The following is a 14,957-nucleotide window of genomic DNA, read 5'->3' on the forward strand; positions in this document are numbered from 1 at the left end:
CTAATAATTATCCAAAGGGCTTGGACTTTTTAGGGATGTTTATCCTCTGCCTGCCTGGAAACCTGGATATTGTGCCATTCCACCATCTACAAATAAGCTTAATCCTGTCACATAGCTTGATTCCTTCGAAGCAAGCCAAACTGCACACGCCGCAACCTCTTCAGGCTTACCGATATATCCCATCGGAATAAGATCAAGAACTTGCTTCTTCGCTTCAGGATCATTGAATTTTTCTTCATTGATAGGTGTATTGATTGCGCCCGGACATATATTATTTACGCGAATTCCTTTCGGAGCATACTCCAAGGCAAGCGTTTCACTCATTAGTTTAACCCCACCTTTACTTGCCGCATAGTGGACAAAATGGGGCCATGGAATTTGCTCATGTACAGATGACATATTAATGACGGAACCTTTTATCTTATGTTCAACCATATACTTAATGGCTTCTCTGCTTCCTAAAAAACATCCTGTTAAATTCGTGGAAATAACCTTATTCCAATCTTCAAGGCTTAATTCGTGTGAAGGCATTTCATTTTCAACTCCAGCATTATTAACCATGACATCAAGTGTACCAAATGTCTCAACTGCCTCATTTATTAACCTTTTAACGTCCTCTTCTTTCGAAATATCCGCCTGAACAGTGATGGCGTCCCCACCACAGGCTTTAATGATTCGAACAATCTCATCTAGATCTTTTTCAGTTGAACGATAATTAATAACTACTTTTGCTTTCTCTTCCCCAAAACGAAGGGCCATGGCCTTTCCAAGCCCTTTACTTGCTCCAGTTATAACAACAACTTTACCTTCTAAATCTTTATACATAGTACGTTTCTCCTCTCGACTATTTATTTCTTGGTATATCCCAATATAACGCCTCCGGCAATAACAAGGAGACAGCCTGCGATGACCATTATCAACCTTTTCTTATCCTTTTTCTCACCCAATAAGAAAATCCCCCCAAGCGTGGAAATCACAATACCTGTTTGAGAAAGAGAATAACTTGTGGCTACTCCGATTTTTGGAACTGACAGAAGAAGTGCAATATTACCCGTTGCCCAAACAAGCCCCGAAAGCATATTTCTCACTGTATATTTATCAAACGCATGCTTCCAAAAGCCTATTACAAGACCAACAATTAGCATTCCGGTAGCCTGCGGAAGAATAGCTGACCAGCCATCAATTTCATACCATCTGATAATAACAACATAGCCTATATACCCTAATGACGATAATGTCAGAGTGATTAAGCCTTTTTTTAACTGACTTCCTTCTTCATCGCTATCATTTCCGACTGAATTAAGAATCACGCCTGCAATCAAACAGCAAAGAGCCAGTATCCCCATAATAATTTGAGCCTTCGTGCTCCATTCATTAAAAACAATCAAACCAAATAAAGAAGTTCCGATTAATTGCATGCCCGTTGAAATGGGTACTGTTTTCGATACACCTATATACTTGACGCTAATAAACTGCCCTGTTTGCCCAATTGCCCACAGTCCTCCTGAAATCAACCCTACAATCCAAACTGTAGGATTAAATACAGGTTCAGAAAAAAACAACATAATTACAGCAAAGAGAAATGCACCCAATGTGATTCCCAATGTTTGGCTATAAGCATTTCCACCAAGTTTTACGCTAATTAATACCAAGCTGCCCCAGCATACAGCAGCTAATAATGCTAGTAATATTCCCGACATACATATCCCACTTTCTACCCTTATAGAATCTTTTTACTTTTATATGGCTGTAAAATACCCTTATTTACCTATCCGGAAACGTTAGGCTGAATTTCCTATTTATATTTAATTCATAATTTTCCACTTGCTTAATATGTAAGCGCTAACATATAGTGATAAATGACAGAATTATTAAAATACTCCTTCGTAAGAACTCGAAACCCGTCGCTTTGTCATGGGCTACTTTTTATTTTAAGGAGGAATTGTTTTGGGATTGAAAGTAACAAATCTTATTTTGGTCACAGGATTAATCATTAGCTTTTTTGCTTTTTTGCCACAGACAAAGGCGAGTGCCGCTGAAAACCAAGGCAATGATTATCCTATCGTGTTGGTCCATGGTTTAGGTGGATGGGGAGAAGGCGAATTTTTAGGTTACAATTATTGGGGCGGACTAAAGGATGTTCCGGAGTACTTAGAAAGCATGGGCCATCAAACATTTGTAGCAAGTGTCAGTCCAGTAGCCAGCAACTATGATCGTTCAGTAGAACTCTATTATTATATTAAAGGCGGCACGGTAGATTACGGAGCGTCCCATGCCAAACAGCATGGACATTCACGTTATGGGCGCACCTATGAAGGGGTCTACCCTGAGTGGGATGCTGATCATCCGGTTCACCTTGTAGGCCACAGCATGGGAGGATTAACAACACGCAGTTTAGTTGATCTTCTAGAAGACGGCAGTGCAGAAGAACGTGACTATCATCAGGTCCACCCGAATGAAAGTATGTCCTCTCTTTTTGAAGGCAATAAATCGTGGGTGCACAGTGTGAGCAGCATTGCTACCCCACATAACGGTACAACATATGCAGATGATGAAAATAGAATAATATCTTTTGTTAAAGATCTAATCATTAATGTCGCCAGTGTTACAGGGATTAGCCAAGAAAACTTAGTATATGATTTTAAATTGGACCATTGGGGAATTCGCATAGAACCCGGGGAGTCTTTTAAATCGTATCTCTCCAAAGTCATTAACAGTAAGATTTGGGAGAGTACTGATATAAGTGCATATGATTTAAGTACACCAGGGGCTGCTGTACTTAATCAAAAGGTAGAGACAAAATCAGATGTTTATTATTTCTCCTACACCGGTCAAACCTCCAAAAAGAGTATTTTGACAGGTCAGCATATACCATCTGCTTACACTCATTTATTTCTTCATCAACCTACCAGTTTCTTAGGGAAATTTAGTAGAACTAATCCACAAGATGGACCCATTATAGATAAAAGCTGGTGGCCAAACGATGGATTAGTCAGTACGGTTTCATCTTTTTCGCCATTTGGACAACCAGCAAAAGCCTATAATGGGGTGGCAGAAAAAGGGAAATGGAACTACTACCCTATCATGAGCAATTGGGATCATATTGATTTTATCGGCATTCTCAGCCTTAGCAGTAAAACGCCAGCCTTTAACGTTTATCCGCTTTATAAAGATATAGCTGAAAATGTACACTCATTGGATGAATAACTGCACTTTGCTTGAAAAAAGGAAGTAAAAAAATGCTTATGCCAAGTTCACTTATTTGTGAATTTGGCTTTTTTATGCTCCATCGAAAGTTGTAGATTCTATCCGTAAAATTACGGATGTAATCTTCCATTTTTAAAAATAGAATAAGAAATAGAAACAATATTCCATGTTTTCTTAATTTATATTGAAATATTATCAGAATGTTATAAAATTACATAATGGGAAAAGGGGAGGGTCAACCATGGGTTTTAAACAGTTTCACCGTACAATTAAAATACGTATTATAGAGTCATTTTTAAGTTCCGCCATTGGAGGTATGATATTTCCATTCATGGCGATTTATTTATCTTCACATTTCGGGGTAAAAATGGCGGGACTTTTATTGCTGATTAATGTGTTTGTCGGCATAGCGATAAATTTCTTTGGAGGATATTTTTCAGATAGCTTCGGCAGAAAAAAATTAATCGTATTTGCTGAATCGCTTCGATTTTTAGCATTCGTTACCATGATGATTTGCAATTCACCATGGTTTACAGAACCGCTGATTACATTCTTTATGATGACTGTTAACAGTATATGCTGGGGCTTAGCAGGGCCTGCAAATCAGGCAATGCTGATTGATGTCAGCCGTCCTGAGGAACGAAAATCGATGTATACCATTATGTATTGGGCAAATAATCTATCCATCGCTTTTGGCGGTGCCATTGGCGGATTTATGTTTAGAGAATACTTCTTTGAATTACTCCTCGCTCTTTCAATTACTTCATTGATTGCATGGACCTTAATTACATTTTTTATTGAAGAAAGCTACATACCAAATAAAACAGAGAAAAAAACACCACCCCAACATGTCAAACAATTATTTTCAAATTATCATTCTGTTTTTAAAGATAAACTCTTTGTCTTATACGTATTAGCAGGAATCTTTGTTCTATCAATGGAATTCCAATTAACAAGCTATATGAGTATTAGACTGTCAGAGGATCTATCCATTCAGAATCTATTAGGAATCGAATTTGGCGGGATTGAGATGGTCGGGTTCTTACGTACAGAAAATACGATTTTGGTTGTAATTTTAGCCCTGTTTGCGACAAAGCTTGTTTCTAATTTGAACGACCGAAATGTATTAATCACCAGCTGCATTGTCTTTGTAGCCGGCTATGCTGTGATTTCTTACTCTAATAATATCTGGTTCTTATTCGGAGCAATGTTCATCGCAACTGTTGCTGAAGTATTGCGTGTGCCCGTCCAGCAAAATTATATGGCTAATTTGCCCCCTGAACATGCGAGGAGCTCTTATTTAGCTGTAAACGGATTAACCTATAATGTGGCCAATTTAATTTGTTCTCTAACGATTACATTAAGTGCGTATCTATCCAATTTAGCTACATCCATTTTTATTACTGGTATCGGTGTAGCTGGGATTGTTATTTTTATCAAGATCGTTCCTGCTCTCGACAGAAGGATACATCCTGAAACTGAGGCAGAGATTGAGACTCCAATGAGCATAACCGATTAATCGATGAAGTAAGCTGGTTTTAAGGTAAATGGAGAATTAACCCCATTCCTCATCTGTTTTATATTGAGTTTAGGGAATCCTCTTTAGCAGAGTAAATATGTAGTTGTACACGAAAATAAAGCTCAAAGCAAAATGCTTTGAGCTTTTTTCGGCGTAAGATAGTGAAATAGGTATTTATTCAAATAAGTCTTCCAAAAGATCTTGTACACGTTTTTTCCTTCTTTCAGTCTGCGTTAAATCAAGCTTATAGTTACCATCCTTTTCAATAAGGATATCTCCTTCCCTTACATCAACAGGCAATTTGCTCAACTCAACATCCACCATACTTTTATCAGTTTTCTCACAGACTGCCAAATTACCTTCTATTCGATTAACAATTAATATCATCGTTTGTTCCTCCTTATTGCTTTGTAAAAGATATTTGCATGTTATATGTCCTCATTTGTCTTTAAAAAAGGACTCTCTCTTTTCCCTTGGCGAGTAGTAATTGGCTGGATTTGTTGCGACTTTTCCGTATCCACCCAAATATCCCCTCAATTGGTTCAACGAAAAATAGACAATATCAGTTAGAGCCATTGCATAAAACAATTAATTATGATTAAATAACAAATCCTTTTACACTAATAATGATTAACGAAAAAAAGGTAATAAGAAAGAGGGATAGTATATCATCTTCCCTCTTTTTAACATTTATTACGCATTAATTTAGTATAATCATTTTTCCTTTTATTTCTTATCTTGGAGAACAAGTAGGATGCAGACATGAGTAAAATGATTATTGCCACTATCACGTATTCATTGATTCCACTAGAATATAAACCTGCTGGAATAAGGGCCAAGATAAAAAAATAAATAAAGTTTCCAACGGCCGTACCTAATATAAACTTTTGCAATGTAATTGAACTTAATCCTGCAATTATATTAATGATGCTGGTTGGTATAAAAGGAGTAACTCTAGCAACCAATATATAAGAAACACCTTTATCTTCAATTTTTTGTAATTGTTTAGGAGAAATTTTCGACGAAAAACGATCAGTGAATAGATACCTAATGAAGATAAAAATGATCATTGCCGCCAGAACACTTGTAAGCCAGCTCCAAATAAAGCCTTTAAAAAATCCAAATACAGTAATGTTGATAGTAATCACGAGAATCAGGGGAATAATTGTAAATGAGTTCTGGATAATCATGATAAACAGCATGAAAACGTAGACATATAGAATGGAGTCCAATACAGCTGTTTTTATATATTCGTGATTACCATTTATAATGGCCTTATAAAAGGTACTTTCCTGTATTTGAACAAAAAAGAAAATAGCAAATAGGAGTAAAAGAGTAATAAAGATTTTTCTGCCATTTAAATGATTATAAATGTTTTTCTTCATCTCTCACCATCTTCTCTTTTGCCTTTTTCTTTCCAGTTTGCACTGGAAAGACAGCATATTACCTTATACCCTAAAATTTAAACTTATAGACTATTTATTCATACATTCATTCCATATTCTTCAAAAAATATTATAATAACATTTCCCGGGTAATAAAAAAAGAAGGCTCAAATTTGTGCCTCCAATATAGCTTATGATTGATGAGTCCATACTGACTTTGTATAGGCTATTTTCAACCCTGCTCTTTCCATATTATTTTGACTGATACTGCCGAAGCTCGCCTGACCAACTATTACCTTACAATTATTTCGTTTTGCCTCTATAATCCGTCGTTGTATTAAAGCTCCCTGAACCCCTTTATTTCTATACTGCGGTATAGTTCCTGCTGCAGCTAAGTATGCCCCCCTCTCTCCCATAAATAGTACACCTATGCCCGCAGGTTTATCTATATAATTAGCTAAATAAAATTTCCATCCAGGCATACCATACAGTATTTCATTATTGCGGGCGATATTTTCTTTTAAAAATAACGGCATATCGAAAGCATCTATATACAGCTCTGCAAATAAATCAAATTCGTTTGATTTAAACTCGCGTATTGAAACTGATGAATTTTCATCTCCATCTATTAATAACTTTTGTGGATCAGCATACAGATTGGTGTGTAAATAGCCAAGGTTTGCAAGGGCCGAGTAGAGAATGGATGTTGCATGTGCAGGGGTAATTTCAAATCTCGCCGGAACCCCTTTATCGTTGTATAATTGGATCAATTCAATAAATTAATATCTTTATCCATTATTCCTTTTATTTTGTTAAATGCTAGACCTGGGATATTTTGAGCCACAAAAGCTATCGCATTACCGAACTTTCGTATTTCTTTACCCATAGGATTATCCGGAATTTTTTCTATTCTTGATAATCTCGAATAGAATGCGTCAGTTTCAACTTCTTCAATCCACTTTGCTAATTCGTTAGTTACTACTTGCATCATTACCCTCCCTCTTTACATTCATTGTAAAATATACCAAAAATAAAACAAGGAACTTCCATTTTGGATGTCCCTTGTCCTTAATGCTTTAATATATAGGCGACCTTTTTAATTGCTTCCTGCATTTTTTTACTATTTTTTAGATACATCTGTTTTGCTTCATTGTCATCTGATGATAGTGCTAATAATTCTAAATCTGCCTGGCATTTTTTCATCGTGGCATATAATAGGGGTCTTTCCTGAGGAGATGGAACACGAATCTTATCGTCGAACAAATCGACTGTTAGTTCACCATATGTATTTACTTGTCCGATGAATACATTATCCAATGTCACATTCATTTTAGCTAATTCATTGTTCAGCCATGACTGATTTTTGCCAATCCGTATAAGTGGTTCAGATAAGATTACTCCATCCATTATAACCGTTTGTGGCTCTCTTTCTTTTGGAACCTTCATATTCAAGTCTTTTGCTGTTAATGGTCTATTTTCTTTTTTCAATAGGACATTCAATACTCCGTTTGCCTCTAATACAGCATAATCTACTTCTGAAATATCAAAAACACCATTCTTACGACACATCTCTAGTAATTCATCAGTAGTAACTTTCTCTTTCTTTAAATTACCTTCCAAAACCTTACCATCCTGCATTAAAACAGTACCATTGCCATCAACAAAGTCACGCAACTTCTTGCTTTTTAGAGTGATCCGGCCTGATACATAAGGAATAGCTGCTGTTGCAACAATCGCGATGATTCCCAGATGGATTTTTTGGTCCAGGCCTGTCACAACTTCAGCTCCAATATTCCCTATTGTTATTCCTGTGACATACTCAAACATAGATAACTGGGCTATCTGCTTTTTCCCGAGTATTTTGGTGATGATGAATAAAATTAGTAAAAAAAGCACGGATCTTACTATGACATCTAACCAATCTGGCATTTCCAATACACATCCTCCGAATGATAAAGAGTTTAGCTTGTTAATATTTCGACTCTTTTTTTAATATCTGTAACAATCTCTCCAACAAGCAACATTGCCTGATGCAAATCCGCAGCAGACTCTTTTTGTTCTGTATTTAACGCTAAAATTGATAGACTAGCTTCAATTCCTTCAAGATTTGCCAGGCATATCCTTACTGTTGCTTTAACAGTCATCATTCCTACCTCCACTACATAAGGTAATTACCCATTTTATTTTAGTATGTGCTCTAATATTTCTTCTATACTGTCCTTGATGCAGAAGGGCCGGCTTTATTAGCCGTTCGAATATATGAGTATTCATTTGTGGCCTATTAAATCTTCCTCTTCCATTAAATCGGTTAGTATTACGGCGTTTTTTGCTATTGCTTCCTGGAAAAATGTTCGGTATTATACACACGATCTTTACTTAACGCTAAAGCTTCAAGGTTTCCCTGTTTATGTTTATGTATGCTTTTCAAAAATAAAAAAGAGTATATTTCATTTGAATATACTCTTCACTTATTATTCATAAATATTATTTTTTGCTATTTCCTTTAGCCTATTGAGATCCTTAACAAATAATTTACCATTCGATCTACTGATTATATCCTCATTGCAAAGGGTTTTTATTATACGGTTTAAATGTCGGTAGCTTGTTCCAACCATATCCGCAATATCCTTTAAACTTGAACCTACAGCTTCTTCATGATAAACCGGACGCTCACCATCTGTAGTTGTTGATAATAAAAAACTAGCTAATCTCACTTCAACAGGATATAAAAGATTTAATGTTGCTGCATCAGTTTTAGCACGAAATCTACGTGTAACCACGTCTAGTAAAAATGACAGAAACCTTGCGTCATTACCTACAGTATGTCTAATGGTATGAAACGGTATTTTTAACACCAGACAATCAGTACTAGCTTCAATCGTATGAAGTACAACTGTACCTTGTATATATTCAATATCGCCAATAATTCCTAATGATTTTTGGAACCGCAATATTAAGCGTTTATCATCAGGGGTTATGGTATATATTTTAACTTTTCCTTCAACGAGAATATACATATCATTGATTTCATCGCCTTTAGAACAAATCAACTGTCCTTTTTTTATTTGCACAACATCAATATCATTTAAATCAATGCCAGAAAAAATCTCGCACATATCATATTTTTTTAGATACTTTAAAATGAACTTCTCTCTTTCAGCTTTTTGCATCAGATGTTTCACCTTCAATTATTTAACCTTCGTTTGTCAGTAATCTTCCCTATTCCATCACGAATTACGAGTAGAAGTATAGCTTTTATATTTGAGATGGTAAATATATAATCATTTCCAACCAAAATAAGAGTGACCTTTTCTACCAAAGTCACTCTACTTTAAATCTATCAAATTATTATGCAATCAGTATATGTTCTTTAATCGTTTCGATCACGCCTGACTGATTATTTGTTTTTGTTTCAAATCTGGCTATGTCCTTTATTTGATCATGGGCATTTCCCATCGCAAAGCTATAATAAGCACTTTGCATCATTTCAAGGTCATTTAAATAATCACCGAATACCATTGTTTCATTATGGTGTATATTTAAAAGCTCTTGTACTCGCTTTATGGCGATGCCTTTATTGGCACCCGCATTCATAATATCCATCCAAAAATAGCCACCGATCGTCACTTGATAATCCTTTTTAAATGAAGTAAAGAAGGTTGCACTGTTTTGCTCAGCCCCCTTGAAATCAAGAAGGCTTACCTTTAAAATCTCATCTTCTACAAGCATTAAATCTTCAACCAAATCACATCGGGCATAATATTTATTTACTTCTGCAAGTGCCTCTGGTTCCGACCTTTCAATATAGGCTGCTTTTTTCCCACAAAGGACGATATGTACTCCCTCAATGGTTCTTGCTATTTTTATAAATTTTCTTGCCTCTTCAAGGTTTAATGTATGAGAATATAACTCTTCCCCTTTATATACAACATATGTTCCATTCTCAGCAATAAATAGCATTTGTTCTTTTATATCATGAAATCTCTCTACAAGATTATAATATTGACGTCCACTGGCTGCTCCAAAAATAATCCCTTTCTTTTTTAATTTATAAAAAACTTCATAAAAATCCTCAGGGAATTGGTTATGATCATCTAAAAATGTGCCGTCCATATCTGTTGCTATTAATTTAATCATGTAATGCCCTCTCTCCTCGATGCTATTTATAAATTTATTATAAATGACTTCTACCTCTTTTACATGATTCAAAGTATTTTCCATTATCGGTCTCACTTTTTAGAAAATTTTTATATTTATTTTAAAGCCTTTATTGGGACATATGTCCTTGTAAGTCAGTTTGTTATATAAGTATAATTCTTCAAGGCTGATGGTTATTTTTATTGCCATTGAGCAAAATGATTGTATATAAATAAAAAGATTGAGAGGTTTTTTTAATGAGCATTATTCTCGGTATTCTCGGAATCGCATTGCTAATAGGAATTTCCTATTTATTTTCCAATGATAAAAAGAATATCAATTTTAAAGCTGTTGCCATCATGATTGGCTTCCAGTTAGTTCTAACTTTCTTATTACTAGGTACAACTGTCGGTTTAAAGGTAGTTGATGCAGTGGCTGGAGCGTTCAATAAATTATTAAGTTACTCCCAGGAAGGTATCGAATTCGTAATTGGTGGATGGATTCCTGAAGGAGGTTCTCCATTCTTTGTAAATGTCTTAATGCCTGTTATTTTTACATCTGCATTATTATCTGTACTTACACATTACAAAATTCTTCCTTATATTATCAAATATATTGGCGGACTTATTTCAAAAATCACTGGTTTACCTCAAGTAGAAAGCTTCAATGCTGTTAACTCTATATTTTTCGGTCAATCAGAAGCAATTCTTGCAATTAAAAGTCAAATTGGTAAGCTAAATTCAAACAGACTATTTATTGTTTCAACATCAGCAATGGCAAGCGTATCTGCAGCGTTGATTGCATCCTATATGACAATGCTGCCTGCGAAATTTGTATTAATCGCTATTTTCCTTAATATGTTTAGTGCATTAATCATTACTTCCATCATGACACCAGTTAAAGCAACGAAGGAAGATACTGAAATCGATATTAACGATATGGTTCAAACAAAAAATGTATTTGAAGCCATTGGTGCCGGAGCATTAGACGGTGGAAAAGTAGTCGTAATTGTTGCTGTAATGCTAGTTGCATATTTAGCAATCCTAGGACTTTTAAATGGTATTGTTGGCGGAATTGTTGGAGTTGATTTGACTACAATTGTAGGATATCTCTTATCTCCAATCGCTTTCATTATGGGTATTCCAGCAAGCGAAATGATCACAGCTGGATCTGTAATGGGTACAAAATTGTTAGCAAACGAATTTGCTGCGATTTTACAATTCCAACCTTTAATGGCTGACATGTCTGAGAAAGCAGTTGCTGTTATTTCCACATTCTTAATTTCATTTGCTAACTTCTCTTCTATTGGTATCATTAGCGGATCTATCCAAGCGATCAATGGTGCAAAAGCAAAAGAAGTAAGCGCATTTGGTTTCAAACTATTCATCGTAGCTACAATGGCATCTATCTTGTCTGCTACAATTGTAGGATTATTTATTTAATAATTACCTCGGATAGGATTCTTGGAGATAACCCAAGAATCCTATCTTTTTTTATAAAAATTAGCGATTCCTATTCCTACAATTTCTCCTAACTTGTACTTGTATATTTTCCCTTTAAAAATAGTAATGAAAAACCAAAGAAAGGTTACCCTAAGCTTAATCCACGAAAAGGAGTGAGTAATATGGGTAAAGACCGACAAGAAAAGAAGCTGAGAAACAGCAAGCGCGTTGAATCTGACCGTGATCAAGCACTACATAATAATGGTTCTACGCGTTTGGACACAGCTGATGAAGCACGAAAAGACCAATAATCTTGTAGCTTATATAAACTTCTTCACAGGAGGCGTCCAAATGTTTTTTACTCTCATGAAAACCTTACACCTTGGGATTATTGGCGGCGCTCTTTATTTGTTAGTAGAGCTAATATGGAGGGGACATACTCATTGGACAATGGGGGTGCTTGGTGGTATTTGCTTCACTCTGTTTGGGTTCCTGACTCTAATTAAGATCCCGCTGTATCTGAAAGCTTTGGCTGGTACTCTTTTAGTGACCTTCCTAGAGCTATGCGCCGGTCTTATTTTAAATATATGGCTAAAGCTATCTATATGGGATTATAGTGCCCTTCCTTTTAATCTTTATGGACAAATTTGTGTACCCTATGCTCTATTATGGTTGCCTTTATCAATAGCTGGAATTATCCTATATCCGCGTTTACACTCTTGGTTATTCCAGAAAAATCACTCAAACCTTCGCATAAATTAATAAAGGAGACCAATGAGCTTCATTGGTCCCTCACCTATTCAATCATCAATCTAAATTGTTCTTCCGTTATGATAGGCACTTTAAGAGATTTTGCCTTTCTATATTTGACTGTCCCTACCCCTTTTGACCCCATTAATAAGTAATCTGTTTGGTTCGTAACCGCTCCCGCCAGTACTCCACCAGCTTGTTCAATTAATTTCCTGAAATCATATCTTCTTATTGAAAGTGTACCAGTTATAACCACAGTCTTACCTTTTATTCCATGCTGCTCTCGATTGAATACCGGTTTATTCCTGCAATCGCTATTTGTACAATATAGTTGCTCACCATCATTCTTTACTTTATCCCCACAATTGGGGCAAAATTCAGGTAGGACAAAGCAAGTTTCTGTACCTGTCCGTTTTTCTATTTCCACCCCTATAATAGTTTGTACATCCGACATCAAAACCTGGTCGCCAATTCGAATATCCATTAACTTGATTAAAGAGAATCCATGCATCCGAAGGGAATAATAACGTTCTCCTGCTAGATCAATCGCTTTTATTCTGACAATAGGCTCAATCCTTCCAGATGGAATTACCTCAGGACAAATATCATCAACTGTTAAAATTGCTTTATCAGATGTAAAAGGTAATATGAACCCTTCGTTGCAGTCATGTGAATCAGCAGAAAGTATTTGCAGACCTGATACGGAATAGCCTATCTCTTGACGGTGATACTCCATGAAAGTCTCGTAAAATAAATGAATTCCTTCAATACTATTTTCAATTTGCTCATAATAGACCACGTGAAATCCTTGATTCTTTAGAAACTCTACCTGTTCAATCTCATTATAACCACTGTCATTATCCAAGCCGAATATATCAACAATATTTGAAACAATGACCCTTAGCTTTCTTTGCTCATAATCCATCTGCTGCTGGAGTATTTTTTTCGTTAAATCTTTATGATGTAAATACAGGCCATTTCGATTCAACTTTTCAAAATCCGAGAAGGTGTGAATGACATGTGCCCTCACCTTTAATAATCCCTTAAACAAAATCTTGTCAGGGACATCTACACTGATTCGAACTACTTGAGTTACATCCACTTCAAAATGGTTTTGATCAACCATGATTACCTTATTAAGAAGTCCATTTTGATATGTCATTTCTACTGTTAAACCATTGATGAGTAATTTGATAAGCAAAGGATTGCCAGCTTGCTTTAAGTATTCTTTAAGTCGTAGTTGGTATTTATCTGTATGAGTCATTGTCAGTTCCTTTATAAAATCCTATTTGACTTGTAAATTGTATATCTATATTTTAACAGGTTGTTTGTACATTTTATTTATGGAAAATTTAACATCTACTATCTGTGATAACGTTCAATTTTTTCCTTCAAACAGGTCTTCCACTTATTCAGTCGCGCACTGGTACATAATCCTTACTGCATTATAGATAATTGAGGTAATTATAGATAAAGAAACCTTATACCAAAAAGTCATCTTTCGATGTATGATAGTTGTTATGACAATTTAGAAGAAGGATGTGGACTATGAAAAAGTGGATTGCGATTATCACCATACTCATACTAGCCATTCTGACTGCAGCCAGCTTCTACTTTTATAAAGTAGCCGTTTATCGTTCTGATAAGGATTTTCTAGATGATAATCCAGATTTAGATGTTTCAACCGACAACTCTCTACTGGAACAGGCACTTTCATGGATGAGCAAATCAAACTTTGAGACTGTATCAATCACTTCTATGGATGGTCTGAAATTAAAAGGCTATTATTTGGAAGCTAATGAACCAACCAATCAAACCGTTATTATTGCGCATGGATACGCAGGCAAGGCTAAGAATATGGCTGCCTACGCAAAATATTATCATGAAACTTTAAATTATAATGTGCTTATGCCGGATGCGCGTGGACATGGTGCTAGCGAAGGGGATTATATTGGTTTTGGTTGGCCAGAGCGCAAGGATTATCTTCAATGGATTGATTATATAATCGATCGTAATGGAGAAGATTCAAACATCGCCCTGCATGGTGTTTCGATGGGGGCATCTACTGTCTTAATGACAAGCGGCGAAGAGCTGACAAATCAAGTAAAAGCAATTATTGCCGATTGCGGATATACGTCTGCCAAAGATGTTCTATCCTATCAATTGAAAAGAATGTATCATCTTCCAAGCTTCCCAATTATCCAAACTACTAGTTTGTTAACAAAAATCCGGGCAGGGTACTCTTTTGGAGAAGCTTCAGCTATCGAGCAGGTCAAGAAGACAAATTTACCCATCCTCTATATCCATGGTGAAGCTGATACCTTTGTTCCAGTTGAAATGGTACATGAGCTTTATGAGGCTACTCCATCAGAAAAAGACCTCTATTCAGTACCGAAAGCAGAGCATGGCAATGCCTATGATATAAATCCAGCATTGTATGAAGAAAAAGTTAGTTCATTTTTAACAAACTATATGCCAAACAAATAATAAAAGCCCTTGTCCTCCATTTCATCTGGA

General features: G+C 35.8%; 17 protein-coding genes. 6 read left to right on the forward strand and 11 right to left on the reverse strand.

All coding sequences use genetic code 11. The annotated features are described in order from the left end of the window. Nucleotides 1-39 precede the first annotated feature (39 nt). Nucleotides 40-825 (reverse strand): glucose 1-dehydrogenase, encoded by a 786-nt coding sequence (locus AC4BHP_RS10705; RefSeq protein ID WP_490552173.1) that lies wholly within the window; start codon nucleotides 823-825, stop codon nucleotides 40-42. A 23-nt stretch (nucleotides 826-848) separates the two neighbouring features. Then, the gene (locus tag AC4BHP_RS10710; RefSeq protein ID WP_066102037.1) at nucleotides 849-1,700 is read right to left on the reverse strand and encodes a GRP family sugar transporter; all 852 of its coding nucleotides are present in this window, start codon (nucleotides 1,698-1,700) and stop codon (nucleotides 849-851) included. 247 nt (nucleotides 1,701-1,947) lie between these two features. On the opposite strand from AC4BHP_RS10710, the gene AC4BHP_RS10715 reads away from it, so the two are divergent. Continuing rightward, nucleotides 1,948-3,207, forward strand: coding sequence for an esterase/lipase family protein (locus AC4BHP_RS10715; RefSeq protein ID WP_490552175.1), 1,260 nt, complete (start codon nucleotides 1,948-1,950; stop codon nucleotides 3,205-3,207). Nucleotides 3,208-3,448: 241 nt separating this feature from the next. Then, nucleotides 3,449-4,726, forward strand: coding sequence for an MDR family MFS transporter (locus AC4BHP_RS10720; RefSeq protein WP_139891521.1), 1,278 nt, complete (start codon nucleotides 3,449-3,451; stop codon nucleotides 4,724-4,726). A gap of 174 nt (nucleotides 4,727-4,900) precedes the next feature. Here the strand turns inward: AC4BHP_RS10720 and AC4BHP_RS10725 are convergent, their stop codons facing one another. The 8 genes from AC4BHP_RS10725 to AC4BHP_RS10760 all read right to left on the reverse strand — a co-directional run bounded on the left by AC4BHP_RS10725 (nucleotide 4,901) and on the right by AC4BHP_RS10760 (nucleotide 10,248). Beyond that, the gene (locus AC4BHP_RS10725; protein WP_066102047.1) at nucleotides 4,901-5,113 is read right to left on the reverse strand and encodes a DUF3006 domain-containing protein; all 213 of its coding nucleotides are present in this window, start codon (nucleotides 5,111-5,113) and stop codon (nucleotides 4,901-4,903) included. A gap of 296 nt (nucleotides 5,114-5,409) precedes the next feature. Next, entirely contained in the window at nucleotides 5,410-6,111 is a 702-nt protein-coding gene (locus AC4BHP_RS10730) for a TVP38/TMEM64 family protein (protein ID WP_490552177.1), read from the reverse strand. Nucleotides 6,112-6,302: 191 nt separating this feature from the next. After that, entirely contained in the window at nucleotides 6,303-6,881 is a 579-nt protein-coding gene (locus AC4BHP_RS10735) for a GNAT family N-acetyltransferase (protein ID WP_490552178.1), read from the reverse strand. Then, nucleotides 6,878-7,099 (reverse strand): hypothetical protein, encoded by a 222-nt coding sequence (locus tag AC4BHP_RS10740; protein ID WP_490552179.1) that lies wholly within the window; start codon nucleotides 7,097-7,099, stop codon nucleotides 6,878-6,880. The genes AC4BHP_RS10735 and AC4BHP_RS10740 overlap by 4 nt, the downstream gene beginning before the upstream one ends. Before the next feature lie 80 nt (nucleotides 7,100-7,179). Continuing rightward, on the reverse strand, nucleotides 7,180-8,040 hold the full coding sequence (locus AC4BHP_RS10745; RefSeq protein WP_490552181.1) for a DUF421 domain-containing protein: 861 nt from the start codon (nucleotides 8,038-8,040) through the stop codon (nucleotides 7,180-7,182). 32 nt (nucleotides 8,041-8,072) lie between these two features. Continuing rightward, nucleotides 8,073-8,255 (reverse strand): DUF1657 domain-containing protein, encoded by a 183-nt coding sequence (locus tag AC4BHP_RS10750; RefSeq protein WP_490552182.1) that lies wholly within the window; start codon nucleotides 8,253-8,255, stop codon nucleotides 8,073-8,075. A 327-nt stretch (nucleotides 8,256-8,582) separates the two neighbouring features. After that, nucleotides 8,583-9,281, reverse strand: coding sequence for a Crp/Fnr family transcriptional regulator (locus AC4BHP_RS10755; RefSeq protein ID WP_490552183.1), 699 nt, complete (start codon nucleotides 9,279-9,281; stop codon nucleotides 8,583-8,585). A gap of 178 nt (nucleotides 9,282-9,459) precedes the next feature. Continuing rightward, entirely contained in the window at nucleotides 9,460-10,248 is a 789-nt protein-coding gene (locus AC4BHP_RS10760; protein WP_066102422.1) for an HAD family hydrolase, read from the reverse strand. A 257-nt stretch (nucleotides 10,249-10,505) separates the two neighbouring features. Between AC4BHP_RS10760 and AC4BHP_RS10765 the strand changes: the two genes are divergently transcribed. The 3 genes from AC4BHP_RS10765 (at nucleotide 10,506) to AC4BHP_RS10775 (ending at nucleotide 12,452) form a co-directional block, all read left to right on the forward strand. Then, nucleotides 10,506-11,690, forward strand: coding sequence for a NupC/NupG family nucleoside CNT transporter (locus AC4BHP_RS10765; RefSeq protein WP_066102060.1), 1,185 nt, complete (start codon nucleotides 10,506-10,508; stop codon nucleotides 11,688-11,690). Between the two features lie 182 nt (nucleotides 11,691-11,872). Then, nucleotides 11,873-12,001, forward strand: a complete 129-nt coding sequence (locus AC4BHP_RS10770; protein ID WP_066102064.1) for a YpzI family protein — start codon at nucleotides 11,873-11,875, stop codon at nucleotides 11,999-12,001. A gap of 40 nt (nucleotides 12,002-12,041) precedes the next feature. Further along, nucleotides 12,042-12,452 (forward strand): putative ABC transporter permease, encoded by a 411-nt coding sequence (locus AC4BHP_RS10775; RefSeq protein WP_066102067.1) that lies wholly within the window; start codon nucleotides 12,042-12,044, stop codon nucleotides 12,450-12,452. A 34-nt stretch (nucleotides 12,453-12,486) separates the two neighbouring features. On the opposite strand, the gene AC4BHP_RS10780 is transcribed toward AC4BHP_RS10775, so the two are convergent. Then, entirely contained in the window at nucleotides 12,487-13,704 is a 1,218-nt protein-coding gene (locus tag AC4BHP_RS10780; RefSeq protein ID WP_490552185.1) for a BRCT domain-containing protein, read from the reverse strand. Nucleotides 13,705-13,988: 284 nt separating this feature from the next. On the opposite strand from AC4BHP_RS10780, the gene AC4BHP_RS10785 reads away from it, so the two are divergent. Next, nucleotides 13,989-14,927: an alpha/beta hydrolase gene (locus AC4BHP_RS10785; protein ID WP_490552188.1), complete on the forward strand. Its 939-nt coding sequence runs from the start codon at nucleotides 13,989-13,991 to the stop codon at nucleotides 14,925-14,927. The last annotated feature ends 30 nt before the right edge of the window (nucleotides 14,928-14,957 follow it).

This window comes from Pradoshia sp. Z4_20 (genome assembly GCF_058216035.1).

What these genes read in the sequence shown, in the direction of transcription:
- AC4BHP_RS10710 (WP_066102037.1), bottom strand. Translation starts at nt 1,700, where the DNA reads ATGTCGGGAATATTACTAGCATTATTAGCTGCTGTATGCTGGGGCAGC.
- AC4BHP_RS10755 (WP_490552183.1), bottom strand. Translation starts at nt 9,281, where the DNA reads ATGCAAAAAGCTGAAAGAGAGAAGTTCATTTTAAAGTATCTAAAAAAA.
- AC4BHP_RS10770 (WP_066102064.1), top strand. Translation starts at nt 11,873, where the DNA reads ATGGGTAAAGACCGACAAGAAAAGAAGCTGAGAAACAGCAAGCGCGTT.
- AC4BHP_RS10780 (WP_490552185.1), bottom strand. Translation starts at nt 13,704, where the DNA reads ATGACTCATACAGATAAATACCAACTACGACTTAAAGAATACTTAAAG.
- AC4BHP_RS10765 (WP_066102060.1), top strand. Translation starts at nt 10,506, where the DNA reads ATGAGCATTATTCTCGGTATTCTCGGAATCGCATTGCTAATAGGAATT.
- AC4BHP_RS10705 (WP_490552173.1), bottom strand. Translation starts at nt 825, where the DNA reads ATGTATAAAGATTTAGAAGGTAAAGTTGTTGTTATAACTGGAGCAAGT.
- AC4BHP_RS10730 (WP_490552177.1), bottom strand. Translation starts at nt 6,111, where the DNA reads ATGAAGAAAAACATTTATAATCATTTAAATGGCAGAAAAATCTTTATT.
- AC4BHP_RS10750 (WP_490552182.1), bottom strand. Translation starts at nt 8,255, where the DNA reads ATGACTGTTAAAGCAACAGTAAGGATATGCCTGGCAAATCTTGAAGGA.
- AC4BHP_RS10775 (WP_066102067.1), top strand. Translation starts at nt 12,042, where the DNA reads ATGTTTTTTACTCTCATGAAAACCTTACACCTTGGGATTATTGGCGGC.
- AC4BHP_RS10740 (WP_490552179.1), bottom strand. Translation starts at nt 7,099, where the DNA reads ATGCAAGTAGTAACTAACGAATTAGCAAAGTGGATTGAAGAAGTTGAA.
- AC4BHP_RS10745 (WP_490552181.1), bottom strand. Translation starts at nt 8,040, where the DNA reads ATGCCAGATTGGTTAGATGTCATAGTAAGATCCGTGCTTTTTTTACTA.
- AC4BHP_RS10725 (WP_066102047.1), bottom strand. Translation starts at nt 5,113, where the DNA reads ATGATATTAATTGTTAATCGAATAGAAGGTAATTTGGCAGTCTGTGAG.
- AC4BHP_RS10760 (WP_066102422.1), bottom strand. Translation starts at nt 10,248, where the DNA reads ATGATTAAATTAATAGCAACAGATATGGACGGCACATTTTTAGATGAT.
- AC4BHP_RS10785 (WP_490552188.1), top strand. Translation starts at nt 13,989, where the DNA reads ATGAAAAAGTGGATTGCGATTATCACCATACTCATACTAGCCATTCTG.
- AC4BHP_RS10720 (WP_139891521.1), top strand. Translation starts at nt 3,449, where the DNA reads ATGGGTTTTAAACAGTTTCACCGTACAATTAAAATACGTATTATAGAG.